Origin of the sequence: Hymenobacter tibetensis (assembly GCF_022827545.1) — a bacterium.
Taxonomy (GTDB): domain Bacteria; phylum Bacteroidota; class Bacteroidia; order Cytophagales; family Hymenobacteraceae; genus Hymenobacter; species Hymenobacter tibetensis.
Window position 1 is genome coordinate 2,346,300 of sequence record NZ_CP094669.1, and the last position, 25,912, is coordinate 2,372,211.

Genomic DNA, 25,912 nt, shown 5'->3' on the forward strand with positions numbered 1-25,912 from the left:
TGTCTGCTACAAGCGTGGTACTATACAGGCACTGGTCCCGTTTCCATTTCAATTGCATTTCACCCGTTGCGCACTCCGGAATTCATACTACGGGCACGTGATGCCGAAGCAACAATTGGTAGCCATCGGGCCCCAGCAACTCAGTTGAGCTTGAGTAGGCGGCCTTGGTCAGTGGCGGTGCGAGTAGGAGTGGTAGTGGCAGTATACAGCAGCTATTTCTTGCTGGGTGGTGGATTGCAAGGCGAGCGTATGCCATACGATGCCGGGCACTACTGGGAATTGGCCATGGGATTCCAGCCGCGCCACCAGTCGTTTTCGCTGCTCAACTTCCACGATCCTACGCGCGGTTACCTGGCCGCGCTGCTCCAATTTCCAGCTCTGGTGGTGCGCTTCGTTACGCAGTGCTCGATGCCCACGGCGGCCAAGGTAGTAGGCACTGGGTGGGCCGCGTTGCTTTTTGCTTTCCTGATTCCGGAAGTGTGGCGCAGTTTCAGCGGAAGGCATGTGAGTGGTGGGCGGTGGCTGCTGCTGGTGCTGCTGGGCTTCAGCTTCTGGCGCGACTACTTCAGTTTTACTACCACCGATATGCCCGCGCTGGCGCTGCTATTGCTGGCTTTGTGGGCCATCAGTCGGGCTGGTGTGGGCTGGTGGCTGGTAGCTGGCTTGAGCTTGGCCGCGGCGCTGAACAGCCGACCTGTGTACTTGGCGGCCGTATGGCCGGTGTTGTTGTTGGCTGGTTGGTACAGTCAGCAGCATAAAGGAGCGGCCTGGGCACGGTGGCTGGCATGGGGCGTGGGCATGGGAGTAGCCTTGGCCCCGCAGATGGCCATCAACCACCGATATTTCAACAGCAACAGTCCGCTGGTGCTAGCGCAGGTATCCAGCCAGCAAACCACGCCGCTTTACCTCAAGCAACTCACCTGGGGCACCCGCGTCCTGCGCTATGATACCAACCTGCACCAGCGCCTCATCTACGCCGACTCAGCAGGACTGGCGGTGCTCCGTCAGCAGGGCACCAGGGAGTATAGCTCGTACAGCCAGTTTCTGCGCATAGTTCTGCAACACCCCCTTGACTATTGCTGGCGCTACATGCGGCACCTCTTCAATGGCCTAGACGTGTGGCAGCCGGCACCGTATCCGTTGCAGGAGTATGGTGCAGCCCGGTTCTGGGTGCAGTTGCTCAACTACAGTATTCTAGGGTTGGGGTTGAGCGTGCTAGCACTAGAGCGGCCGGCCCGTTGGCTGAATTGGCCGCGTGCGTGGGCGTTGTTGGCGTTAGGGCTGCCTTGCTTGCTTGCCGTTCCTACGGCCATTGAAACCCGCTTTTTGCTGCCGTTGCATTTGCTACTACTGGCAACGGCCGCTTTCCAGTTCAGTCCGAGCCGGGTACTGAGGCGTTGGCGCCAACCAAGCCAACGGCTGGTACTACTGTTAGCAACTGTACTATGGCTGAGCGGTTGTTTCTGGTTGTCCAGCACTACAGCCCGCACCTTGCAACCCGACCACGGCAAATCCTTGGTTGATGACTAACTCCTGACCTTCTGGCTGCTCGAGCGTGCTACCTTTACTTGGTTACTAAGTCGAGCTGTTTCCACTCAAGCCGTTTTCTCCTTGCCTCCTCCTATTTCGCCGCGTCAGGCAGGGCACTCCTTTCGTGCGTACTGGCCGCTAACCTTGCTGATTCTGGTGGTGTACCTCGTGTATCTGCCGTTTTCGGGTTACGCTAAACTGTATTATGATGCCCTGGATTACTGGTTTATTTCCATCTACTTCCACCACAAGGGCAGTATTTCCCTGCTGAATTACCACAACAGCCTGCGCGGGTATGTGCTGCCGTTGCTGCTGTTTCCTTTCCGCATCGTCCAGTTCTATAGCGGTGTGCCACCCATTGTATTTGGGCGAATACTGGGGGCTATATCGGCGGCGCTGGGGTTCGGGTGGCTTAGCCCAGCACTCTGGCAGGTGGTACGGGGGCAGGCAGTGCCGTTGAGCTGGCCGCGCCGGCTGGCTTTTGCGGGCTTAGGTTTCGCGTTGTGGCGCGACTATTTCAACTTCACACTCTCTGATTTTCCTGCACTGTGGGCGCTAGGGCTCGGGTTGTTGTTGCTGTATCGGTTTCGGAGTTTCGGGTGGCTGATGACAGCTGGTGTATGCATAGCGGCAGCTTACAACATTCGTCCCAGCTACCTGATTGCGGCGCCATTTTTTGTGGCTGTGCAGTGGCTGGCACCTTACGGCAATTCGCGGCAGCGGCTGGTAGGTGCGGCGGCGCTAATGCTGGGCGCCGCGCTGGTATTGGCTCCCCAATGGGCTATCAACCGCCATCAGTTCGGACAGAATACGCCGGTGGTGCTGTCCTACATCGAGGCGTTGGAAACCAACAACCTCTACCGCGAAAAAATGAAGTGGGGCCTGCTGCACCAAAAGCTGGAAACCACCCTCGACCGGAGCTACCCCGACCAGATGATGATTTTCCGCGACGTAGCGGGCGAACAGCTAATTCGTGATGAGCAGATCACCTGGTTTGCTTCCTACGCCGACTACTTTCAATTGGTACTGCGCCATCCGTTTGTCTTCAGCAAAATGTACGCCCAGCGCCTTTTCAACGGCCTCGATGTGCAGTATCCCACGCCTTACATCCGCAAAATCTACGTTTCCTCAGCGGGGCTGGCTTGGCTGAACTATACCGTGTGGTTCGGAGCCATTTTGGTAGTACTACAGACGCCGTTCCGCCGCTGGCCATTACGGCGCTGGTTGGTGCTAGCGGTGCTGTTGGTACCTTGCCTGCCCATGCTGCCCATGAGCATGGAGTGCCGGTTCCTGCTGCCGCTGCACTTGCTGCTCTATGCCACACTTTGCTTCGGATGGCCAGCTGAATGGCGGTTTAGTACCGTCAGCCGCCGCCGGCTACTACTGGTAGCAGCCACCTACGTTGTGTTTATTGGCCTGTGCTTCTATGCTTCCGCCTCCGCGCAAGCCACACTGGAATTCGGTCCCCGTTCGTTGTGGTAATACGCTGCGTATTGCTCTTGAAAGCATATAAGAACAGTCCTGCTGCGCTTGTTGAAGCATATTTCCCAACAAATTAACTTCTGGCGAAAAAACGAAGCGGTAGGAATGCTTCGACAAGCGCAGCAAGACCTTCCATTTCAAGAAATTAGCCCACAAAAAAACACCCCGCCAGCGTCTGCCAGCGGGGTGTTTTTTGTGAGTTGCGAAATCCGTGAAGACCCGCGCAGCTTGTGAATTATGCTTTCTGGTAGGTTACTTCCTTCACTGCCTGTATGGTGCGGGCTACGTTAGGCAACGAGGCCTCGATGAGGGTAGGAGCGTAGGGCAGTGGCACGTCCATGCAGGTTACGCGTACTACGGGGGCATCCATATAGTCGAAGGCGCGGCGCTGTACGATGTACGCCAGCTCTGAACTGATGCTAGCGAGGGGCCACGCTTCCTCTACCACCACCATGCGGTTGGTTTTCTTCACCGAGGCCACCAGCGTATCGTAGTCGATTGGGCGCACCGAGCGCAGGTCGATAACCTCGGCTTCGATGCCGTCTTTGGCCAGTTCATCGGCAGCGGCCAAGGCCACTTTCATCATCTTGCCGAAGCTCACCAGCGTTACCGACTTGCCTTCGCGTACCACGTTGGCTTTGCCGATTTCCAGCAAGTACTCTTCTTCCGGCACCTCGCCTTTGTCGCCGTACATCTGCTCCGACTCCATGAAAATCACTGGATCCGGGTCGCGGATGGCGGCTTTCAGCAGGCCCTTGGCATCATAGGGGTTCGAGGGAACTACCACCTTCAGGCCAGGCGTGTTGGCAAACCAGTTCTCGAAGTTCTGTGAGTGCTGGCTGGAAAGCATACCGGCGCTGCCAGTTGGCCCACGGAACACGATAGGGCAGGAGTACTGCCCACCCGACATCGAATAAATCTTGGCGGCGGAGTTAATAACCTGGTCGATGGCCACCAACGAGAAGTTGAAGGTCATGAACTCGATAACAGGGATTAGGCCGTTGATGGCCGCGCCCACGCCGATACCGGCAAAACCCAGCTCGGCAATGGGGGTGTCAATCACGCGCTCCGGGCCGAATTCGTCGAGCATGCCCTGGCTTACTTTGTAGGCCCCGTTGTACTCGGCTACTTCTTCGCCCATCAGAAACACGCGTGGGTCGCGCCGCATTTCTTCGGACAGCGCTTCACGCAGGGCTTCCCGGAATTGAATGGTCCGCATAGATGTTGGTTAGCAGAAAATCGAAAAGTGAAAACAGCAAAAACCGGCTCCGGCCGGTGCGTAAAGCTACGACGAGCAGCCCGGTTGGGCAAATGGGAGTACTGGTTAGCTCACCCTGTTAGGCTGATGACTGTTTATGTACGCTTTCATTTCATTCGTGATCCTATCCCACATAGGATTGCCCATTGACATCTTGTAGCTAATATTCTTCATGAAACCTCGAGGTGAAAACCATGACCAAGATTTGAATAGAGGCTTGCCACGCAATGAAGTAGGGTATATCACTTCAGTTATTCCAGCTTTATAATCATCCCAAGAATAATAGCGTGTGTCATGCTGTAAGCTAAACTCGAATTGTTTTTCCAATTGCCTTAAAGCTTCTGAGCCGACTACATCTACATTGAAATAGTGTACTTTACATTTTCGATCAACTAGAATAAGAAAGCCACTCTTATCATCAATAATTAAGCGCGGTGCATAGCCGATAAGCACAACATCTTTCGTCTTGATGCGAAATGATGGTGAGTAGCGTACCGTTCCTACTTCTAAAGCAGACCTTTCTACGAAAACGATAAGCCCTTCTTCGATCGAAAGCATAACTCTGGTATACTTATCGCAGCACCTCCAGAAACGTCTTGGTGCGGGCCATGTCCATGAACTCTAGGTCTTCGACGGCGCGCTGGGCAAACTTACGGTCTAGTTGTACGGCGTGGCGCAGGTTCTCGCCCATTTGGGCCTCGTCTTTCTGGCGGGCGGCTACCACGGCTAGGCAATAGTAGGCCAGTGGGTCGTTGGGCTTGAGCGTGAGGGCTTCTTGGTAGATGTTGTGGGCGCCGGGGTAGTTGCTTTTCAGCAGGAAGATAAGGGCCCGGTTCATAGTGTTCTGGTAGCTTTTCGAGCTGTAGCTCAAGCTGCCTAACGCATCATCAAGCTGGCCTATTTCAATTTCCAGCGCGGCTTTGTCGGCAAAAATCTTGTCTAGCACCGGGCGTGCGCCACCTAACTTGATGGCGTAGTCGTAGTTTTGGAGCGCTTCCAGCTTGTCGCCGGCGCGGTGGTAGGCGGTGGCCACCCGATAGAACATGGTGGCTGTGGGGTTGCGGTGCGCGGCCAGCGTGAAATTGACGCCAGCCCGGCGCTGGTAAGCCCGGCGCACCTTCTCGTTCACTTCTTTTTCGGAGCGTTGAAGTAGCACCACGGCTAGGTTGTGATAGGATTCCCACCGGCCCGTAGCAGCAACGGCGGTTTCGTAGATCCTCTGCTTTTCGGCTAGCAGGGGCGTAAGGTTGGCGGAATAGCGCAGTTCCTCTGGCGTTAGGGCGTCCACTTCCACCTGCTTATCCACTATCTTTTTTGAGAGCAGATAAATCTCGGAGTCGTACCGCTTAGGCGCCGAATACTGCACGGCCACCGTCCCGAAACGCAGTACCGGGTAGATATACTGCTCCAAGTAGTCGAAATACGTGAGCTTGTGCAGGCTTTTTTCTTTTTGGGCGTAGGTGCCGGGCGTGTCGTTGATGAGCAGCAGCACCGAATCAACCTGCGCGGGCTTAAGCGCCGACTGCTGCACTTTGCTTAAAAACAAATCCCAGCGGCGGTGGTAGGCTTCTGTTTCGAAATCAATATCACTGAGCTTGTTGAGGTAAGAATCGGTGTCAACCCGCTTCTTGTAGTACTGGAGCAGCGCCTGCACGCGCTTATCGGCAAGCCGTGCGTCGCGCGTGTCAATGGAGTCGGGCGAGTGCCCCGCTACAATCATGACTTTGGTGGTGTGCTGGTTGGCTTCAATAAAGTCTTCTAGCGCCGCTACGTTGGTGCCGAGGTAGTTGCGGATTTCCGACTTACCGTTGTCGAAGAAGAAAGGGAGCACGCGGGTGCCGCCCATGTTGTTATCGGCGGTTTCGGGGAGCAGCGTAATGGCCGTATCCTGGCGTACCACCAGTTGGCCGGTGCTGACAATGCCGCGGGCGATGCGGGTTTCCTTGCCTTTCAGTCGTTTGCCTTTGGGCTTGAGCTGGCGTACCTCGCCCTGGGCCAGTAGCTCACCCGGACTCTTAGCGGGTGAATAAGGGAATGATACCTGCTTGTTGATGATGAGTAGGTCTTTCCGTATTTCATCATAGGTGTATTCGCCTGACTGGAAAGACAAGCGGCCCAGCGTGTCTTCGCGCAAGCCGTTGTTGTAGCGGTAGCGCAGGTTCAGTTCGTAGGCAGTGCCCTTTTTTAAGTGCTTGGCTGGCACACGAGCCGTCACGTCAAATAATACGTTTTCGCCGTTGGTTTCCAGCACACTAGGCTGCACGCTAACTTGTTGGCCGGCCTCCGCAACCTTGAGTGTCCGGGGCAACGTACAACTAGGTAAACCACCTGCCAACGTAAGGAGCAGGGCGGAAGAAATAAAAGACAAAGGGCTTCTCATAGGCAGATCGAGCGGGCGGGAGTTCCGCAAGCAAACGAAAAACCTGGCGGGGAAGAGGTATATTAAACGGAATTTGCGGAGACGAGCTTGCTTCACTTAGCGTATCTGCTTATTTTGTACTGAGTTAGCAACTGAAACTTAAAGAAGAATAACTATGAAAAAAATTACCGACTACATTGAGAGGCAGAGCTTCGGCGTCTGTAATGCCCTCGGCAATCGGCTAGGGTTTTCTTCAGGCAGCGTCCGTTTATCGTTCGTGTATGCATCGTTTTTCACGTTCGGCTCGCCTTTGGTTCTGTATTTTGCCCTGGCCTTCTGGATGAATGTGCGCCGCGCCATGCGCCAGCAGCGCAGCACCGTTTGGGACTTGTAAGTTCTCCTTGGTTTCAGTTTTCGACTGCGTCTTGAATGCCTGCTTCCTACCGGAGGCAGGCTTTTCTTTTGCGCGCCAACAGTAGGAAAGCCACGCAGCGGATGCGGCACTAGGTCAAACTGGCCGCATCCAGCTCTGAAAACTTCCGTTTGCCACCCACGAAATAGGCCCATACCAAACTGCCTTGGTACACTCCTGGCCGTTGAGCGGCCAGTAAGCGCGGTGGAAGCTGGCGACGCTGTTGTTGCCAATACGCAAGGTTGCGGTAGAAATGCCAGTGGGCCCGCAAGATGGCGCGTGCGTCGGCGGTAGCACCTTGCAGCAGAAACCGCAGGGCCGCCACCCAATCAAGCACGAGGCGCGTGGCCACTACGCCGGTTAGCTCGGAGGCCGCCGTGTTCTTGTAAACCAGCGCTAAGCCGTTGCGGAAGTTCAGGTAGGTTTTGCGCGGGTTCGACTTGTGCAGTGTGCCGCCACCCACATGATATACCGTGCTGCCCCCGTGGTACCACACCTCATGACCCGCGTTCCAGAGCCGCCAGCACATGTCTATTTCTTCCATGTGAGCGAAAAAAGTAGGCTCTAGTCCGCCTAGTGCATGCCAGGTTTCAGCGCGTACCATAAAGCAAGCGCCAGTTGCCCACGCCACTGGACGCGGGTCATCGTACTGTCCTGCATCGGGTTCCAGCGTATCGAACAGCCGCCCTCGGCAAAAGGGGTAGCCTAGTCGGTCGAGGTAGCCACCACCGGCGCCGGCGTATTCAAATAGCTGGCGCTGCGCAGGATCCTCGCTGTATTGGCGGATTTTGGGCTGGCAAGCCGCCACTGTGGGGCGTTGTTCTAGTAGTTCGCGCTGTGGCCGCAACCAACCGGGTGTCACTTCCACATCCGAATTGAGCAGCACGTAATACCGAAAAGCAGCCGGTGGGGTAGCCTCTTCGGATGCAGGTGCGATGCGGGAAAGCTGACGTACCTCTTCAAAAGCGGCATTATAGCCCTGGCAGAACCCTAGATTAGAGGAGAACTGGATGATGCGCACCTGCGGATACTCATGTTGCAGCAGCTCAATGGAGTCGTCGGTGGAGGCGTTATCGGCCACTATCACGCGGGCACCATCGGAATTGGAAAGCACAGAGGGCAGAAACCGGCGCAGCCAGGCTGCGCCGTTCCAATTCAGAATTACTACGGCTACATCACCACAAGGTGCGGAAACGGTGGCAGCAGTGTTAGAGGCCAAATCCACCAAGATCGAGGCCGGGAATATTGGGAATCAAGCCACTGGTTTTGTTTTTCAGCTCTTCTTTGGCTTTCTCGCCCGCCTCGGTGAGAGCCTTGTTCACGGCCGCTACCACCAAGTCCGACAGCATCTCTTGGTCGGAAAGCAGCGAGTCGTCGATTTCCAGCTTCACGATGCGGTGGTGCCCGTTGGCAGTGGCCCGTACGAGGCCGCCACCGGCTTCGCCAACAGCCGTTACAAACTGCATTTCTTGTTGGGCCTGCTGCATTTTGTCTTGCAGATCTTTCATCTTGCCCATCATGCCTGCCATGTCAAACATAGGTCGTGTTTTTTCGAAGTGAAGGAAAGGAAGCGACGCTTCCGTAGAACAAAGGTACGGCCGCGGCCATCCAGAGATGCGCTACGCTTGCTGCAGGCTGTGTGGTGCCATTTGGCAAACAAGCAGCCTAGTGCAAAACTAGCTTGTTGATAACAGCGCAGGCCGGGCTTCAGCTTATTTTAGAATCGTAACGGTGCCGCGCTGCACTACCGTTTGGCCGGCTTCGTCGGTTGCTTCGAAGCGCCAGACAAACGAGCCCGGCACCGGAGGCGCATTGCGGACGCGGCCGTCCCAAGTCTGGGAGCGGTTGGTGCTTTGAAATACTTCCTGCCCGTTGCGGTCTACTACTGTGAAGCGGAAGGTGTTCAGGAAGCGGCCTTTTATTTCCAATACATCGTTAAGCCCGTCGCCGTTGGGTGTGAAAGCAGTTGGCACAAACGCCTCAACGCGCCGGGTCACGCTGGCAATATTGGAATAGCTTGGTGCCGACAACCCTGCTCCCGTCACCTCAAGGCGGTAGCGTACTTGCTGCTGGTCGGTGGGTGGGGCAACATCTATATACGCGCCGCGAGAACTGACGGGAATGCTGCGCAGCACGGTATTGTCGGGGTTGAGCACAAGAAGGCGGTAGCGTAGGCTGTCGGTAGGGGTAGCCGCCGGCACCCCGCGCAGCACCGACCACCCCAACCGGATAGTGGAACCCCGATAATCGGTTTGCTCGGCGGTGAGCAGCGCGGGGCAGAACGGTGCGCTATCGGCAGAACGGTTGCCACAGTCGTCAACGAAACGAACCTGAAAGCAAGGAGCCGCGCCAGCGCCAAACCGGGTGAGCGAGGAGTCGCGCACGGTGCGGTTGGGCGTGGTAACCAGCGTGCGAGCATCGCTCAGGTACGTTAGCTGGCCGGTGGTGGGGAAGCGGGCTACATTGGCCGTCAGGACAACACGGTTGCGCAAGTCGAAGGTGGCAAACAGGCGTGGGGTGGCCGGTGGCTGGGTGGCGGTGGCCCGTATGGGTAGCATGTCGGAAACAGAGGTAACCGTGCTGGAATAGCGCGCCGTGAGGCGGTAGCTGTATTGCACGCCGCAGGCCACCGCCGTATCGGCGTAGGCGCGGTCCGCAGGGCTAAGCGCCACGGCGATAGGGGTGCCGTTACGCGTCAGCTCATAGGAAGCCGGGTTGTCTGGCAGTTGCCAGGTTAACTGGTTGCGTCGTTCGGCGGCGGCCACCGTGAGCGTGAGGGTTGAAAGGGGGGCAGAAGTGCGAAGCTCTTCCGTACAGTCATCGGCGGCGCGCAGGCGGTAGCGACCTGGCTGCGCACTGGGCACCGTAAGCGAGGTAGCACTGTTTTGGACGGCCGAAGGCACTGCCTGGTATACACCCGCCGTGGTTTCCCGCTCCACCACGTAGCGGTAGCCGGCTGTTAGGGCCGTGGTGGTGAGCTGGACCGTAGTGCCTTGCAGCGTGATGTTTTGGATAGTAGGGGACGCTAGCGGTGCCAGCGGCACGATAGGCTGCGTTGCTGAATTGGTGCAGAGCGTGTTGTCGGTGTACCTGCCTGTCACCGTGACGGAGGTGGCGCCCGCTGGCACCGGATAGGTTACAACAGCATTCGGCGCGGCCGCAACGGGTGCGCCGCTGCCAATCTGTACAGCGTAGCTGGTGTAAGGAGACCCAGGCACCCGCACTTGCACCAAGCCTTGTGCGCAGGCCGCTACCGTGAAGGCAGGAGCCGGACTGTCGGACACTTCAAATACCCGGAAAAAGATGGTGGGCGTAGCGCCGGGCGCAGCTTGGCTGTTTTCAACGATGGTAACCGTGCCAGCCTGCGTGGGCCGATAGGTCACCGGCGAGAGTACAAAGTCAGGGCCGCATGGATTGGGCAGCACCCCGTTGCCGGGAACCACTTGGTAAGAGTACAGAAAACTCGGGTTGCGGCTAGAGCAAGGAGTGAAACGCACCTCACGGCCTACGCAAAGTCTTTGCACTGGCGTACCCGATTGCACGTCTATCACCTCGAACGTACACGTGGGTGGGTTGGGCGTAACCGGACAAGTTTGAGCCCATCCTATTGCGGGCAGTAGCAGCCCAGGACTCAAAAGCAGCCAGAATAGCAGTGATTTAACAAAAGGCATGTAACGCTGAAAACTGATTGCTAGGGTACAGGGTGGGTGGTGATACCAAGGACGGCTTTGCCTGGGCATCCTGGTACTAGTAACCATGAATCGAAGAAAAAATTATGTCCACTCATACGTTCGTACGAAAGCCGCCGCGGCGTGCAGATCAGGATAAAGCACTCGGTCGCGGCTCACGAAGTTAACTTTCGTCTGGAAAGCAGCCAGTACGTGTTCTAAGGCGTCGGAAGTGCGGGCTGGTCGGCGGAAAGCCAAGGCTTGCACGGCCGTCATCAGCTCAATGGCCAAAATCTGCTCTACATTTTCAACTACGCGGAGGGCCTTGGTTGCGGCATTGGCGCCCATACTCACGTGGTCTTCCTGGCCGTTGCTACTGACAATGCTGTCAACGGAAGCGGGGGTGCACAGCTGCTTGTTTTCGCTCACAATGCCCGCGGCGGTGTATTGCGGTATCATCAGCCCGGAATTTAGCCCTGGCTCTGCCACCAAAAAGGAGGGTAGCCCCCGTTGGCCGCTCAATAGCTGATAGGTACGCCGCTCCGAGATGCTGCCTAGCTCGGCCGTGGCTATGGCCAGCATGTCCAGCGCCAATGCCAGAGGCTGCCCATGAAAGTTGCCGCCACTCAGGATGAGGTCTTCTTCCGGGAACAGATTAGGGTTGTCGGTAACGGAATTGCACTCGGTTTCTAGCACTTGCTGCACGTAAGCCAGGGCGTCGCGGGAGGCGCCGTGCACCTGCGGCATGCAGCGGAAGGAGTAGGGGTCTTGCACTGCTTTCTTGGGCTGCTGCTGCAACTCACTGTTTTCGAGCAGCGCCGCAAGCCGCTGGGCCACCAGCACTTGGCCCGCATGGGGCCTGATGCGGTGCAACTCCTTGTTGAAAGGCTCACTACGGCCATCAAACGCCTCCAACGACAAAGCGCCCAGCACATCGGCGGCGTCGAGCAGGCGTTGTACTCGCAGCAAACAGTGCACACCGTAGGCCAGCATGAACTGAGTGCCGTTGAGCAGCGCCAGGCCTTCCTTGGCGTCTAGGGTAAGCGGCGACCAGCTAAACAAGCTAAGCGCGTCGGCCGCTGCCAGCCGGTAGCCTTGGTAATTCACCTCACCCAGCCCAAGCAGAGGCAAACACAAATGCGCCAGAGGTGCCAGGTCGCCACTGGCGCCTAAGGAGCCTTGCTGATACACCACCGGTAGAATTTCGCGGTTGTAGCTATCCAAAAGGCGCTGCACGGTGGCTAGTTGCACGCCGCTGTGGCCGTAGCTCAAGCTCTGCGCTTTGAGCAACAACATCAGCCGCACCACCTGGGCCGGCACTTCCGCACCCGTGCCGCAAGCGTGCGACATCATCAGGTTGGTTTGCAGCTGGCGCCGGTCGGCGGGCGAAATACTGGTGTTGCAGAGCGCCCCAAATCCGGTATTGATGCCGTAGATGGGCGTATCGGAATCTTGCAGGCGCTCGTGCAGATAGGTGTAGCAGCGCTGGATTCGTTGGCGTGCTTCCTCGGATAAGACCAGCCGGGTGTTGTCACGAAGCAACTGCCGTAGCGTGGCCAAATCAAGGTGAGTGGATGGGGTAAGGGCGTAATCGTCGTTGTGAGCCATGGGTGGAAAAAGCAGTGGGTGGACTGGGGTGGAAACCCAAAATTGAGTTTTTTATGGTGAATGCACCATCACTACCTCCCGCAACACAGCACGCCTACCAGAATAGGTAAGGAACGTACCACAGCTTGCAATCAGTGAAGATAATTGTTGACTGCGGTAGCTGCGCTACCCAAACGTCATGAGAGAAGTCGGGAAGCATCAGCTAAGTGGTATTGTTTGATTTACTTAACTTGGTGTATGAAAGCCAGCGAATCCATTGATTCTTTTCTTGAGACGCAAGGGTATGCCAACCCTATGGCCACTAGTTCGCCAGAAGTTGTCAGAGCCGGCCGCTTCAATGTCTATGACGTCGAGCAGCTGTGCGCCGAGGATCTAACCTACAACCGCCGGGACTTCTACAAGGTATCGTTGCTGAGGGGCGTTTATCAGTTCAACTACGCCGACCGAGGGGTGCGCATTGATTGTCCAGCGCTTATCTTCTCCAATCCGTTGGTTCCGTATTCGTGCGAGGTGGTATCAGAAACCCAAACCGGCTATTTCTGCCTGTTCACAGAGGAATTTCTCTCCGTCAACGACCGTAGCACCAGCTTGCAGGATTCTCCGCTGTTCAAGATTGGCAACGACCCTATTTTCTTTCCCAATGAGGGGCAGTACAACACGTTGCACGGCTTTTTTCAGCAACTGATGCTGGAGAACAACTCCACGTATGCCTACAAGCAGGACTTACTGCGCAACTACCTGAACCTGATTATTCACGAGGCGTTGAAGATGCAGCCTCAAAAACCCTACTATCCGCACCAAAACGCGGCTAGTCGTATTGTGGCGCTGTTCACGGAACTCTTGGAGCGCCAGTTTCCCATCGACTCGCCCGGCCGGCCGCTCAAACTGCGTACGGCCAGCGACTTTGCCAATTGCCTTTCTGTGCATGTCAATCACCTGAACCGTGCTGTGCGTGAACTAACTGGTAAGACCACTACCGTGCACATTGCTGAGCGCATCATCAGCGAAGCCAAAGCCTTGCTACAGCACACCGATTGGAGTGTTACGGATGTTGCCTACGGACTAGGATTCGAATACCCCACGTACTTCAACAACTTCTTCAAGAAGCACACTGGCCTTACTCCCAAGGCCCTGCGTGCGTAGCATATTCAAACCGGCCCTGTCATTCCGATGCAGGAGGAATCTGAGTGATTTATTAAGAATGAGCTAACTCAGATTCCTGCTGCCTCGAAAGGACCAGGACTGTGCGGCTATGTAGCTGTAGTAGACCACGAGCAGGCTAGTTGTTTGAAATCATTAGGTAACGGTTTGAAATGCGTTATTCCTTGGTAAGCAAGTAGGCAACCTTTGTATCGCCTTGTACAACACAAGGAGTACACTCTTACCTACCCTTCAAATGGAAAACAACGTGTGGTTTGTCACCGGCGCCTCAAAAGGCCTGGGTTTGACTTTAGTTAAACAACTTCTGGCAGCAGGCAACTACGTTGCGGCCACGTCCCGCACCACCAAGGCCCTCACAGCGGCCGTAGGCCAAGGCCCATCCGACCATTTTCTGCCGCTGGAAATGGATCTGGTGAACGAGCAAAGTGTTGAGCAGGCCATTGCCGCAACGGTAGCCACGTTTGGCCGCCTCGATGTAGTGGTCAATAATGCCGGCTATCTTCAGTTTGGGACCATAGAAGAGCTAACCGACGCAGAAGTCCGCCGCAACCTCGACGTCAATATATTTGGCGTACTCAACGTTATCCGCCACGCCGTGCCGCACTTACGGCGGCAAAACTCGGGACACGTGTTCAACTTGGCCTCTATTGGAGGCTACTCAGGGCAGCATCCTGGGGCTGCCACCTACACAGCCGGTAAGTTTGCGGTGGCTGGGCTGTCCGCCGCGTTGGCCGCCGAGGTGAAGCCGTTCAACATTCACGTCACGATTGTGTACCCCGGCACCTTCCGGACTGATTTCCTGGCGGGCAGCTCCCTCATGATGCCTGCGCAGCCGGTAGCTGAGTACACCGAGGTGCGTGCGGCCGAGCAGCAATGGGCGGCTTACGATGGCCAGCAGCCCGGCGACCCTGAAAAAGCTATGGCCGTGCTACTAGCCGTTGCGGACTCCACCAATCCGCCACTGCACCTTTTCCTGGGCCCCGATGCGTATGAGGCCGCAGCGCAGCAAGAAGCAGCAGTGCAGCAGGAGCGGGCCGCTTGGGAAGAAGTAGCTACTGCCACCAATTTCACTGCAGACTAAGTGGAACACAGCCCCTGCCGGTAGCAGGCGGTGCTCTTCCCTGCCCCTTCTAGCATACAAGGCAGCCCAACTCGGTTCACCGAAGTTGGGCTGCCTTTTGTTTGCTTGGCTAGCTCTCTATTTTGCCAGTTCCGCTAGCACCTCTTCCAAGGCCAATAGCTTCTCTTCGCCAGTGGTCATGTTTTTGAGCTTGAACTGGTCGGCCGCCCGTTCCTCGGAGCCTTGTAGCAACACGAACGGAATGCCTTTTTGGTCGGCGTACTGCAATTGCTTTTTCAGCTTGCCCGCTTCTGGGTACAGTTCGCTGGCCACTCCGGCCTCGCGCAGTTGGCGTAGCGCGGGCAGTACAGCCCGCTCCGCTTCGGCATCAAAGTTGGCGACTAAACAGCGCGTAGTGGTAGCTACCGCGGCCGGAAACAAGTTCAGTTCCTCTAGGCAGTCGTATAGCCGGTCAACGCCAAACGAGAAACCGACGCCCGACACGCCCGGCAGCCCAAAGGCGCCGGTCAGGTTGTCGTAGCGGCCGCCGCCACTTACGCTGCCCATGTTCACGTTGTTGATCTTGATTTCGAAGATGCAGCCCGTGTAGTAGCTCAGGCCGCGGGCAAGCGTCACATCGAAGTCGAGGTGGTTGAACTCGCCGAACTGGAAGTCGCGTAGGTAGTCAAACACGCGCTGCAACTCCTGAAGGCCTTTGTAGCCATCGGCGGTGGCATTGTCGGCATCAACGCCGGCCGTTACGAAACCGGCCTGCAGGCGCTCCAGCTTCTCCTCGAAGCTGCCTTCCACGCTCAGCAGCGCGAACAGCTTGCCGGATGCTTCCTCGGAAAAGCCCCGCTCCGCGAGTTCCTTCTGCACACCCGCTACGCCAATTTTATCGAGCTTGTCGATGGCGGTGAACAGGTCCACTTCCGTACCCTCGCCGCCCAGCGCCTGGTAGATAGCGCTCAGCACTCGGCGGTGGTTGATCTTGATGGTGAAGTCAGTGAGGCCGATGCCGTTGAGGACCTCGCACATCATGAGCACGATTTCTGCCTCGCAGAGCAACGAGTCGGTACCTACTACGTCGGCGTCACACTGGTAAAATTCGCGGTAACGCCCACGCTGGGGCCGGTCGGCCCGCCATACGGGCTGAATCTGGTAGCGCTTGAAGGGGAACACCAGCGTATTGCGGTTCATAACCACGTAGCGCGCGAAGGGCACCGTCAGGTCGTAGCGCAAGCCTTTTTCGGCTAGTTTGGGCAGTACGCGGCGGGTTGCTTTGCCGTCCTCGTTGGCGAGGTCCTCGGCCTGCACATCTTTGAGGAAGTCGCCGGAGTTAAGAACCTTGAACAGCAGCTGGTCGCCTTCATCACCATACTTGCCAGTCAGCACCGACAGGTTTTCAAGGGTCGGTGTTTCAAGTGGGGCGTAGCCAAACTTCTCGAACGTGCGGCGGATAACACCGAAAATATAGTTGCGGCGCGCCACTACGGCCGGGCCAAAGTCGCGGGTGCCTTTTGGAATGCTGGGTTTCGGGGTACTCATCAGTGCAGGAATAGAAGCAGAACGGAACGTAAAACTACGCAAACCCTGCTGTGGAGCCCATACTCACCCGATTATGTGAGGTGGGATGTCGCTTTTTTACAATCAATCGGCCTGTGGTTGGTCGTACCTTGGATATACTCCGAAGCATACTAGCTTATTCGGTTTTCAATCCATAGAAGAGGGGGATATGTGCGCGTCGAAATTCTTGCCATCGTTGCCAATGGCTGCTTTTGTGCAGCATTATTGGGTGTGGGAAAGGGCAAGTTCGTCTACCGAAAGGCAGCCAAAAGCTACCGACGTGCCCGTGCCGCCTCGTACTATTATATTTAGTGACCCATGCCAAACCAGCTTCTTCGCCGACAGTGCATTGCAGCCACTAGATAAGTGGTTGCCGCTGAAATACGTGCCGGATTACCTCTGCCTAGAAGGGCGCAACGAAGCTGGTGGGTTTGGAGTGCAGTTCAAGGCTGCGGGCTTCTATCAGCTCTTTGGAGTAGCACTGTTGGCTGCCACCGGCTCTGCGCTAGCGCCAGAGGGGGCCGTGAGCGGTTTTGTGCGTGAATTGATGAAACAACTACACACTGCCAAAACCCCAGTTGCCTGTGCACAGGCCTGTGAGGAGTTGTTACGGGCTCGGCTGCGCCACGTGCAGCCTCGCCTCGGAGCCACCAACTTCGTGGCCGACCAGATTCAGCGCCGACATGGGCAAGTGAACATTGACGCCCTGGCGCACGCCGTAAACCTTAGCAAGCGCCAACTAGAGCGGCAGTTTCATCAAAAGGTAGGGGTTACGCCCAAGCACTACGCCCGGCTAGCGCGCTTCAACTATGTGTTTCAGATACTGGAAGACGAAGTTGCCACCAACTGGGTGGACGTGGCGCTTCGGTGCGGCTACTACGATCAGGCGCACTTTATCCGCGAGTTCCGACGCTACACGGGCGAGTCGCCGGCGGCTTATTTCCATCACCAAAACCTGTCTCCGCGTTTTCTTCGGGCTGCCTGACCCTGCCTCAGCTAGTTGCCTTTGCGTCAAGCAAAACTAGGGGCTCTTGCTTCCAGCCACTTTCCTCCTTACTCCATCCGTGAAGGCTCTTATCGGGCCTAGTGGCTTTGCGTTGCCCTTTTTCACCCCCCATCTCACCTGTTGTGTTATGAAAACTTCCCCTATGCTCGGCTCCGTGCTGACCAGTTTGCTGCTCTTGGCTACCCTGACGGTCACTGCCAGCCCTCGGCCTTCCAAGGCGGTGCCCACCAACGGCTACTGGAACCTGGAAACCAACCTCACCACTCGCAACCACACCATTGTGCGCTTCTACAACAGCTCAAACCAACTAGTTTATGAAGAGCGCCTCAATAATCTATGCTTGGACCTGAGCAAAGGCAACGGCCTCTGCCGCCGCACGGCCAAGCAACTGAACGTGGCCTTGCAAGAAGTATTGCGGACTCCTGACCGTGCGCCCCACGCCACCTTGCTGGCCACCCAGTTCGGGCAGAGCCGCCGCGTGCAGCGCGTATACGCCGTGCGCTAACAGCCCTCTGCCACCTGCCCCAGACAAGTGCTGCCTAGGAGGGGTGACAGAGAGCTAGGCATTTATGCCAGAGTAGGAGTTTAGTCAGGGGCGTTTATTTCGTCTACTGCTTCCAGCAACGATGACACGAGTAAGGGCTGTGAGGCTGCGTCGAGATTAAGAAAATGGTGGCTAACTGCGTCTGGCACGTGGCAAAGCACCAAGCGACGACTTTGGTTGCGCAACATAAAAGCATATGCCAGCAGTAGGTCTACGGCGTCTTCGGTGAGCCGTTCCACTAAGCTACAGTCCACAAGGACAGCGCGTTTTTCGCTACGGCTGGCCCGATGCAATGCACGGGTAAGCTTTACTTCGCCCTGCTGGTTGGCGATATCAGGAGAAAGAATCAGCAAAAAGCCATTCGGCAGGTTTTCTCGGTAAACGTCAAGCATTCGTGAGATAACAGGATTTGAATAAGAACCGCACAAAACCAATCTTATTGAACTTCGCTTAGGTGTAAAGCTCGGAATCAACCGTCATTCGGCTGCTAAGATTGAGGATTTTACCGTGTGTTAACACCTTTGGTTGCCCTTAAACATGATATTCTGATAGCATTTATACTTTTTATTGCTCAAGCCCAATAACACCGCCGTGGCGGTGTCAAGCTTGACTATAGGTGTTGCGCATAGTAGTACATATTCTAGCTAGGCCTATAAAGGCGCCAGCTGCTTCGCTACCAATCACATACAATGCTGTTCTGTTAAATAACAAAGCCACCGAAAACGCTCCCCTCCAGTTACAACTGGAGGGGAGCGTTTTCGGTGGCTTTGTTATTCTTCTAGATTCAGATGCCAGCGCCTGAACACTGGCAATTCAACGTTCACCCCAGCACTTAGAAATGGCTCTTTGGGCGAAACGTAACTCTTAGCGGCTAGCGTACAGCCGTTGGGTGTGACGGTTTAGCGCTACCAATTTGGTTGATACCAAGGAATTAGCCTGCAACCGTTGTACTTGCTGCAATGTGGTGCCCAGCATGCGAGCTATGCGGCGGTGAGAGGCAAGGCTCTTGCAAGGATCGAGGCAAACACCTTCTAGGCGCTCTTCATACAAGAGCTCGTGCTCGTCGTTGTAGAAGCGTACGAGCGTGTAAGTAGGAGTGCTTTTGTCGGTTATCAAGTTCCAGTAGCCTGACTTTGCTACTACTGGGGCTTCTGAGTAAACAGTTTGTTGGGCCATAGCCATGGTGGCAGAAAGTACTACTAGTACGCAGGCGGCACTCAAACGAGAAATCAAAGAGGTTTTCATGACGTTGGAAGGGTAAAAGGAAGGATGGAAGTTGAATGGAAGCCGGAGGGCAGGCCATGGCATGGCCAGGATGCCAGTAGGCAGTCAAAAAAATCAGGGACAAATCGGAAGTGCGCGGGAGCGGTTAGGCAGCCGCAGGAGCTTTAGACAGCTGGCTTCACGGCAGTAGGCTGCTTCACTTGCTGCGCTACTGCGTTGCGGCTGCCTTTAACAACAGGCTGGCTAGCCATACCACGCAGGGTAAGTGCCCCCATTTGGTGCTTGCGAAGGGGCATGAGGGCCACACTAGGTTGCTGGGCCTGATAGCCGAGCGCGGTAGATTGTACTAGATACTTGCCAACTGGTACGTTGCGGAAGTGAAAGTTTCCTTGGGCATCGGTGGTGCCAGTGGCTGCCAAGCGGTGGTCGGTGGCGCGGAGCAGCACCACGTTGGTATGCGGAATGGGCTCGTTGGTGTCACCGTCGCGGAGGTTGCCGGTGAGGGCGCCGTTGCCCATGATGTGTGCTGAGAGCTGTAGACCGGTCATGAACAGGATGAAAGCAATCAGGGAGCGGTTCAGCGAGGAAGTTTTCATGTTGTTGTTAGGAAAAAAAGGACGCAGAGAGCCACCTGCCGGCTTACCAGCATTGGCAGGCCTGCCGAGAAAACAGGGGCAGTAAGAACAGATAAGGAAGTCGGGCCCAGGGATATGCTCGCTCAAGCGCAAGCGGCTGGGACAAAGCCCCACCACGAGCGGTGGAGCATCTTCGGCGGGCGGATGGCCGTGACGCTACTGAGAGGTAGAAGTCGCCGCGGGCCGAAGCAGGAGCGGGAAAGAACGGCGGAAGTAGCTAGCTGTCTGCCGGGAAGATGTGCAACTGCCTATATAGATGGTGGCAGTAAGAGAATAGATGCCTGAGTGAGATAAAATATTTTTGGCTATGCACTATCGGTTACTCGGACCGGGGTTGCCACTGTAGCCGGGCGGTTTGTTTGGTGCCAATAGCATGAGGAAGGGAACTTAAGTAGCTGGTTTCTGATGTGGATACTGCCCAAGTTGGCAGACGTTACAGACCAGTGAAAAATTATTTTCAGGTAGGGTGCTGGCGTCAGGTGTTAGCCACCAAATCCGCCCCCACCGCCTTGCTGCTGGTTCTCGATCTTCTTTGGGGGCTTGTTGGAGCCGAGGTACCACGAGAAGCCGAGGTAGCCTACCCGCGACTCCCACTTGTTGTAGTAGGTGGCGCTGAAGTTCTCGGTAGCAGATTCGGTGCGGTTGCGCTGCGTGTTGAAAATGTCTGATACCCGCAGTGTAAGCGCCGCCCGGTCGTTGAACAGGCGTTGGCGTAGGGCCACATCAACCGAGCCGACGGGCGCAATACGACCCTGGGCCGTGACAGCCGCCGCGCGGTAGTTGCCGGTCAGTTGCAAATCCAGCTTAGGCGTGGGCGTGAAGGAGTTCATCACGCGGGCCGTGCCCGATACCACCCGGCGGTTGGCTTCGTTGCCCGTTGCGGCCGTTACCGTGTTCTGGAACAGCGAGCCGCTGGCCGTCAGGCGCCACCACTTGGCTAGGGGCTGGTTGAGCGAAACTTCGGCTCCATAGCTAGTAGCCTGCCCGAAGTTGGCACTGTACTGCCCTGTTACAACCGCTCCGGCACCGTACAAACGGGTGGCGGTGGTATCAACCTGAATCAGCCGCTGGATGGCGTTGTTGGTCTGGCGATAAAACAGCGTTGAGGTCAACGACGCCTGGCCTAGCGTTACTTGGTGGCCCAACTCAAACGCGTTGATGTACTCGGGCCGTAGCGTCGGGTTGCCGATCCGGTAGGAGCGCTGATCCTGGTAGAGTGGGAAAGCCAACAGCTGCATAAAATTGGGGCGGTTGAGCCGGCGGGAGTAGCTAGCCTGCACGCGCTGGTCGGCGCCAGGAAGAGTGCGTGCCACGGTAGCAGAAGGGAAGAGGTTCAGGTATTCAAGCTTGAATGGGCCCGAGCCACCCTCCACCTCGCCGCTTGTATTCGTATACTCGGCCCGCAAGCCGCCCTGCATGCGCCATTTGCCTATTTCCTGCTGGTACGTGGCATAGCCCGCTTGTAGATATTCCTTGAAATCATAGGCGAAGGACCGGTCTGGCTGCCGCTCGAAACCGGGGCCGTCGGCCTGCTGGCGCAGGAAGTCGTCGGTGCCGCCGTTGGTTTGCCACTGGCCTTTCAAGCCGGTTTCAAAGCGGGCTTTTTCGCCCAAGGGGTGCACGTAGTCCACTTGGCCGGATACAGCGTGCAGATCCACTAGCAGGCCTTGGCGCCACTCCAGCAAATCGGCGCTGCCTTCGGTGTTGCGCTGGCCAATTTGTACGTCGGCATCGAGGTAGGTGTAGTTGGTGCTGGCGGTCAGCTCCCGGCCCTTGTGCTGGTCCCAGGTGCGGCGGTAGTCCACGGAGCCTTCCAGGTTGTCTACGTTCTCCGTAACCCTGAACAAGCTGCCAATGCGCGCATCCGTTGCACCCGTCAGCGTAGCCAACTGGGTTCCGCTATTAGCGGAGCGGTTGAAGTTTGGCTCGAAGGTGACGGTCAAGCTTTGGTTGGCTGGCAAGGTATAGTCGAAGCCAAGGCGGCCACTGTAGTTTTTACTGTGGCGGGCGTTGTTGCCTACTTGGTACGTACGCAAACTCTCGCCTTCAAGCAGGGTGTACTGGTCGCTCCACGAGCTGCTGCGGTACTGGTCGTTGCGAATGTCCACGGACCCAAACATGTTGAGCTTGCCAATGCGGCGGTTCAAGCTGAGGCTAGGGTTATACTTTTCGCGGGTGCCAAGCGTGAGGGCCGCCTGGCCGTTCCAGCCGTCTTTCTTCTGCTTTTTTAAGATGATGTTGAGCACTCCACCCGCGCCGGCTGCGTCGTAGCGGGCCGAAGGGTTGGTAACTACTTCCACCCGCTCAATGGAGCTGGCTGGAATCTGCTCTAGCCGGTTGCCGCCCGCGCCACTGTTCGCTGCGTTGCTGGGCTTGCCATCAATCAGAATAGTGATGTTGGAACTGCCGCGCATGCTCACGGTACCATCGGCGGCTACCGTTACAGAGGGCACGTTTTGTAGAACGTTTACGGCGGTACCGCCTACGCTGCTTAAATCCTTTTCAACATTGATAACCTTCTTATCGAGGCTTTCCTGCACGGCCGCCCGCTCTCCTTGCACCGTTACGCCAGCCAGCTGCGTGGCAGTGGGCTGCAGCTTCAGAGCGCCAAGCCGAGCGCTGGGAGCGGCGGCAGTTAGCGTAACCAATTGCCGGAGGGGCTTGTACCCAAGCACAGTAGCCCGCAGCACATACTGACCAGCGCCTACTTTCGGCAACTCAAACGCGCCGTTCTCGGCGGTTTGTGCGCCAGCTACAAAGCTGCTGTCGCCCTGGGCTTTCAACAAAACGATGCTAGCAAACGAAAGAGGCTGCCCGGTCGCGGAATCGAGCAAAGCACCTGAAATGCCGCCCGTTGCGGTAGTTGCTGCAGTCTTTTGAGGTGCGGGCGCTTGAGCCAACACTTCAGCAGGGGAAACAGCAAATACAGAAGACACAGTGAGGAGGCCTAGGCACCGCAGTGCATGGTTAGTTGGAAAGGAAGTCATCGGAAATGGTGAGTAAGTGGACGAATCGGGCAAAGAGGGTCCGTTCCAGGCGGCCGCGGTTCCGCTGGTTGGCTTTTTGCCAGAAATTCAGGCACAATAAGAAGAGATGCCCCGGTGCTGCACCAAGGCACAAATCGACCGAAACACGTGGTTCGCGGAAACAAGCGCATGCTTCTTTCAAGCGAGCGAGCACCTTGCCCGGTTGGCGAGGTGGTGTCCGGTGTCTGCCGCGGTGGTGCCCCGTTCAGGACCAGTGGTGCGGCAGAGAGATTATCTAATTAATGATCCAAAGGTAACAGAAGGTACTATGTAACGCAAGGTACCTTCGATAAATAATTTTGTTCTCTGCATATAGTGCCTCAACCAATCAGCTATTACTTGTCAGAAAGACTATTTAAAACGCTGTGAAAGCAGTTTTTAGCCGGAAAGAGAAATTGAATGCAACTAGCCAGTTCTAGAAAAAAGACGGGCGTATACCGGCAGAGGTGTAATTGTTTGCTGGTAATCAATTGGCTAACCGTCTAGTTGTAGGCAGTAGATGAAGGCTGACAGGAAAGCGTTGCCTAACGCAGCTGCATATTACTGGAGTATTTGTCTCGGCACCTTGCCAGTAACACCTTAGTGGGGTTGGGACTCCAGAGTCAACCAACGTCTCAAACAGACGACAAAGGCAGCGGCGCATTATAAAGTACCGCACCTACAAACCGCCCTTCCAGCTGCCATTAACTATAGTGACAGGGAAGAGTGGGCTTAATACAGTATACTCTACTTGGCTAGATGGAAACGTCAGCCGAGTGGTATAGAAAGGACCACTAGTTGCAAACGCGCCACTTAATTAGATGGATTACATCTATTGCCTGAGTGCCTTACTGACACCAGAATGGAGCTAATAGCAATGCTTCCCTCCACTCTGGTAAGGAATGTTTTACTAGTCAGGGCTTATAAACTTAAAAAAGTTAGCCAACAGCATAATTTTTTTTAGGCCGCCAAAATAGACTGCCTTTATTCGATGAGGCTGCAAAGGCTCTAAAACATAGGTAAAGTTATAATTTTTTATAAGCAGAATTATTGAAAATGATTTGGATTGGCCCGAATTATGCAGGTAGCTACAGAAATCAGGGCAAAAGGCGAAAAGGCTGTCCTGGCTTTGTGTTAGGGTATTACAACTAAAGTTTTACCTTTGAATTACCTACCGGAAATGAAGGCAACAGAGGGGCGAGAGTAGGAGTAGGTGTATGGGGGGCTTTAGAAAAAATCTAACTTTATGAATACTTCTTCGATAAGCTCTTCTCAGGGAACTGAAATCAACTGGAATGTATTTACCAGCGTCAATCAGCTTTTTGTCTTGGCTCATCCCACCGGCTTTTATCTTCTGAGCTCTACGCTCAACACGGTTTGGACCCCTGTAGTGGGGCAGGCCTAACATCAACTTATCATAGCGTAAGGAATAGGCTGCAAACAGTGGTGGCTTTCCTTTTCACTGCCTTCTTCTTGTTCTTTTTCACTTTTTGCTCTCTTCTGTTGTGTCTTTCGAACTAGAAACACCAGCTCAGATTGTGACGCCGGATACAGCTGCCGCTACGGGTTGTGCTCCTGCATCCGCTACCAATACGGCCATCAGCACGGCTCCTCCCGTGTCGACAGCGCCTGTTACCTCCTACGCCAACGTGGTGTTGCCTGGTGACTTCCCCGATCCGACAATTGCCAAAATAGGCGATACGTATTGGGCTAGTGCCACTTCGGCGGAGTGGGGCCCGGTTTTCCCGCTGTTCAAATCCACCAACCTGGTAGATTGGCAGTTAGTGAGCCACGTCTTCCCAACCAACGACTCGTTGCCGGAATGGACAGAAGCTAATTTCTGGGCGCCAGAGATTTTTCATGAAAATGGCAAAACGTACGTCTACTACACGGCCCGTAAGAAAGGCGGTCCGCTAGCCATTGGCGTAGCCAGCGCCGACAACCCCGCTGGTCCTTACACCGATCATGGCCCGCTGGTGGCACAGCGCTACGGCTCCATCGACGGCTTCCCGATGCGCGACGAGCACGGGGACTTGTATCTGGTGTGGAAGGAAGACGGTAACGCATATAAGAAGCCGACCCCCATCTGGGCGCAGCGCATCAACGCCACGCATACCAAACTGGTAGGCAAGAAGGTGGAACTGTTCCGCAACGACGCTCCGTGGGAAGGCTGCTTGGTAGAAGGTTCGGCCATTGTGCGCCACAACAACTACTTCTACATGTTCTATGCTGGTAATGGCTGCTGCGGCAAGTGCTGCACGTATGCTACTGGTGTAGCCCGTGCCGAGAGTTTGCTAGGACCTTGGGAGAAGTGCCCCGAAAACCCGATTCTTAAGAAAAATACCACCTGGAAATGCCCAGGCCACGGCACCGTAGCCGAGTTCGAGGGCCGTTGGTTCCTGCTGCACCACGCGTATCATGCCCAGAGCCACGAATTTGTGGGCCGTCAGGGCATCCTGAGCGAGTTCACCTGGAACGAGGAAGGCTGGCCTGAGTTCGAAAACAAAAGCCCACAAGCGGCTCCCCTGCATGACGTGAGCATCCTGAACGTATCGGATACCTTCATGGGGAATTGCTTGGCTGGCACGTGGCAGTGGCCCATCGGGCGGGAGCCGGAGGTAGGAGTGAGCGACGGACAGTTGCTGCTCACTGCTAGCCCCACTGGCATGGGCTCGATGATAGCGCAGCGCACATTCACGGCCACCTACAAAGTAACTACCGCCGTGGAGTTGGGCTCATTGGAGCCGGCTACTTTTGCAGGCTTATCAGCCATTGGTGACCCCAATAATGCGTTGGCATTGGTAGCCGGTGATGGTACCCTGCAGGTGTGGTCGGTGAAAGGGGGCACGCACGAGTGCATCACTAAGATAGACCTGCCAACGGGCAAAACCTTGAATCTGCGCTTGGAAGCGTGGGGCGGGCAGCGTTTCCGCTTCACGTACAACGTGGATGGCAGCAGTTGGCAGCCAGTAGTACTCGACAGCTTCGCGCTCAACGGTACGTACTTGCCACCGTGGGACCGAGGCATCCGGGTAGGCTTGTTGGCGCAAGGACCAGCCACTTCCATGGTAGCCTTCAATCATTTCGCCATTCGTAATCAACGCTAGTAGCTGGTTCTTTTAAAGAGTAATTAGGTTAAGATTATAATATAAGTGGCTTACTGATAGGCAAGGGCTTATTGTTATAAGGTAGTTTACATGTTATGCAGCATAAAGAGCCCGACAACGCAAGTTGTCGGGCTCTTTGCTTGCCGGAAGTGAACAGAAGGCTTTTCAAAGCCGAACACGTTGTCCATTTATGGACAGGTTAATGGCAGGGTAGTTTGTTGTATTCAGTTCTAAGTAATTGATTGTTTGTGATTTATGAATATGGCACGGCCATTGGCTTACAGTAA

21 protein-coding genes are annotated in these 25,912 nt (G+C 55.7%); 9 read left to right on the top strand and 12 right to left on the bottom strand.

Annotated elements, in window-relative coordinates; genetic code table 11:
• The first annotated feature begins 150 nt into the window (after positions 1–150).
• Together MTX78_RS09285 and MTX78_RS09290 are read left to right on the top strand one after the other, a co-directional pair.
• The gene (locus MTX78_RS09285) at positions 151–1,530 is read left to right on the top strand and encodes a hypothetical protein (protein WP_243801968.1); all 1,380 of its coding nucleotides are present in this window, start codon (positions 151–153) and stop codon (positions 1,528–1,530) included.
• An 81-nt stretch (positions 1,531–1,611) separates the two neighbouring features.
• On the top strand, positions 1,612–3,012 hold the full coding sequence (locus MTX78_RS09290) for a hypothetical protein (protein WP_243801969.1): 1,401 nt from the start codon (positions 1,612–1,614) through the stop codon (positions 3,010–3,012).
• Between the two features lie 235 nt (positions 3,013–3,247).
• Here MTX78_RS09290 and MTX78_RS09295 read toward each other — a convergent pair whose 3' ends face one another.
• From MTX78_RS09295 to MTX78_RS09305, 3 genes are all read right to left on the bottom strand, one after another.
• Positions 3,248–4,231 (bottom strand): pyruvate dehydrogenase complex E1 component subunit beta, encoded by a 984-nt coding sequence (locus tag MTX78_RS09295; RefSeq protein ID WP_243801971.1) that lies wholly within the window; start codon positions 4,229–4,231, stop codon positions 3,248–3,250.
• A gap of 105 nt (positions 4,232–4,336) precedes the next feature.
• On the bottom strand, positions 4,337–4,828 hold the full coding sequence (locus tag MTX78_RS09300) for a hypothetical protein (RefSeq protein WP_243801973.1): 492 nt from the start codon (positions 4,826–4,828) through the stop codon (positions 4,337–4,339).
• 13 nt (positions 4,829–4,841) lie between these two features.
• Entirely contained in the window at positions 4,842–6,578 is a 1,737-nt protein-coding gene (locus MTX78_RS09305) for a tetratricopeptide repeat protein (protein WP_243801975.1), read from the bottom strand.
• Positions 6,579–6,804: 226 nt separating this feature from the next.
• On the opposite strand from MTX78_RS09305, the gene MTX78_RS09310 reads away from it, so the two are divergent.
• A complete protein-coding gene (locus MTX78_RS09310) occupies positions 6,805–7,023 on the top strand; it encodes a PspC domain-containing protein (RefSeq protein ID WP_243801977.1) in 219 nt (72 codons plus the stop codon).
• Between the two features lie 109 nt (positions 7,024–7,132).
• Here the strand turns inward: MTX78_RS09310 and MTX78_RS09315 are convergent, their stop codons facing one another.
• The 4 genes from MTX78_RS09315 to hutH all read right to left on the bottom strand — a co-directional run bounded on the left by MTX78_RS09315 (position 7,133) and on the right by hutH (position 12,317).
• Positions 7,133–8,260: a glycosyltransferase family 2 protein gene (locus tag MTX78_RS09315; protein WP_243801979.1), complete on the bottom strand. Its 1,128-nt coding sequence runs from the start codon at positions 8,258–8,260 to the stop codon at positions 7,133–7,135.
• Positions 8,250–8,579: a YbaB/EbfC family nucleoid-associated protein gene (locus tag MTX78_RS09320; protein WP_243801981.1), complete on the bottom strand. Its 330-nt coding sequence runs from the start codon at positions 8,577–8,579 to the stop codon at positions 8,250–8,252. The genes MTX78_RS09315 and MTX78_RS09320 overlap by 11 nt, the downstream gene beginning before the upstream one ends.
• A gap of 174 nt (positions 8,580–8,753) precedes the next feature.
• Positions 8,754–10,712 carry a gliding motility-associated C-terminal domain-containing protein gene (locus MTX78_RS09325; RefSeq protein WP_243801983.1) on the bottom strand — a complete coding sequence of 653 codons (1,959 nt, stop codon included), beginning with the start codon at positions 10,710–10,712 and terminating at the stop codon, positions 8,754–8,756.
• 102 nt (positions 10,713–10,814) lie between these two features.
• Positions 10,815–12,317 (bottom strand): histidine ammonia-lyase, encoded by a 1,503-nt coding sequence (gene hutH, locus MTX78_RS09330; protein ID WP_243801985.1) that lies wholly within the window; start codon positions 12,315–12,317, stop codon positions 10,815–10,817.
• A 237-nt stretch (positions 12,318–12,554) separates the two neighbouring features.
• On the opposite strand from hutH, the gene MTX78_RS09335 reads away from it, so the two are divergent.
• Together MTX78_RS09335 and MTX78_RS09340 are read left to right on the top strand one after the other, a co-directional pair.
• Positions 12,555–13,460: a helix-turn-helix domain-containing protein gene (locus MTX78_RS09335; protein ID WP_243801987.1), complete on the top strand. Its 906-nt coding sequence runs from the start codon at positions 12,555–12,557 to the stop codon at positions 13,458–13,460.
• A 253-nt stretch (positions 13,461–13,713) separates the two neighbouring features.
• Entirely contained in the window at positions 13,714–14,559 is an 846-nt protein-coding gene (locus MTX78_RS09340) for an SDR family oxidoreductase (protein WP_243801989.1), read from the top strand.
• 117 nt (positions 14,560–14,676) lie between these two features.
• Here MTX78_RS09340 and hisS read toward each other — a convergent pair whose 3' ends face one another.
• A complete protein-coding gene (gene hisS, locus MTX78_RS09345; protein ID WP_243801991.1) occupies positions 14,677–16,086 on the bottom strand; it encodes a histidine--tRNA ligase in 1,410 nt (469 codons plus the stop codon).
• 304 nt (positions 16,087–16,390) lie between these two features.
• On the opposite strand from hisS, the gene MTX78_RS09350 reads away from it, so the two are divergent.
• Both MTX78_RS09350 and MTX78_RS09355 read left to right on the top strand, forming a co-directional pair.
• Positions 16,391–17,089: a helix-turn-helix domain-containing protein gene (locus tag MTX78_RS09350; protein ID WP_243801993.1), complete on the top strand. Its 699-nt coding sequence runs from the start codon at positions 16,391–16,393 to the stop codon at positions 17,087–17,089.
• A gap of 148 nt (positions 17,090–17,237) precedes the next feature.
• Positions 17,238–17,615, top strand: a complete 378-nt coding sequence (locus MTX78_RS09355; RefSeq protein WP_243801995.1) for a hypothetical protein — start codon at positions 17,238–17,240, stop codon at positions 17,613–17,615.
• Positions 17,616–17,695: 80 nt separating this feature from the next.
• On the opposite strand, the gene MTX78_RS09360 is transcribed toward MTX78_RS09355, so the two are convergent.
• The 4 genes from MTX78_RS09360 to MTX78_RS09375 form a co-directional block, all read right to left on the bottom strand.
• The gene (locus MTX78_RS09360) at positions 17,696–18,046 is read right to left on the bottom strand and encodes a hypothetical protein (RefSeq protein ID WP_243801996.1); all 351 of its coding nucleotides are present in this window, start codon (positions 18,044–18,046) and stop codon (positions 17,696–17,698) included.
• A gap of 472 nt (positions 18,047–18,518) precedes the next feature.
• On the bottom strand, positions 18,519–18,899 hold the full coding sequence (locus MTX78_RS09365) for a hypothetical protein (protein ID WP_243801998.1): 381 nt from the start codon (positions 18,897–18,899) through the stop codon (positions 18,519–18,521).
• A gap of 143 nt (positions 18,900–19,042) precedes the next feature.
• Positions 19,043–19,474 (bottom strand): carboxypeptidase regulatory-like domain-containing protein, encoded by a 432-nt coding sequence (locus tag MTX78_RS09370; RefSeq protein WP_243802000.1) that lies wholly within the window; start codon positions 19,472–19,474, stop codon positions 19,043–19,045.
• A 521-nt stretch (positions 19,475–19,995) separates the two neighbouring features.
• On the bottom strand, positions 19,996–22,347 hold the full coding sequence (locus MTX78_RS09375; RefSeq protein ID WP_243802002.1) for a TonB-dependent receptor domain-containing protein: 2,352 nt from the start codon (positions 22,345–22,347) through the stop codon (positions 19,996–19,998).
• A 1,417-nt stretch (positions 22,348–23,764) separates the two neighbouring features.
• Here MTX78_RS09375 and MTX78_RS09380 point away from each other — a divergent pair.
• Both MTX78_RS09380 and MTX78_RS09385 read left to right on the top strand, forming a co-directional pair.
• Complete coding sequence (locus tag MTX78_RS09380; RefSeq protein ID WP_243802004.1) at positions 23,765–23,923, top strand: hypothetical protein; 159 nt, start codon at positions 23,765–23,767, stop codon at positions 23,921–23,923.
• Positions 23,924–24,023: 100 nt separating this feature from the next.
• On the top strand, positions 24,024–25,625 hold the full coding sequence (locus MTX78_RS09385) for a family 43 glycosylhydrolase (RefSeq protein WP_243802005.1): 1,602 nt from the start codon (positions 24,024–24,026) through the stop codon (positions 25,623–25,625).
• The last annotated feature ends 287 nt before the right edge of the window (positions 25,626–25,912 follow it).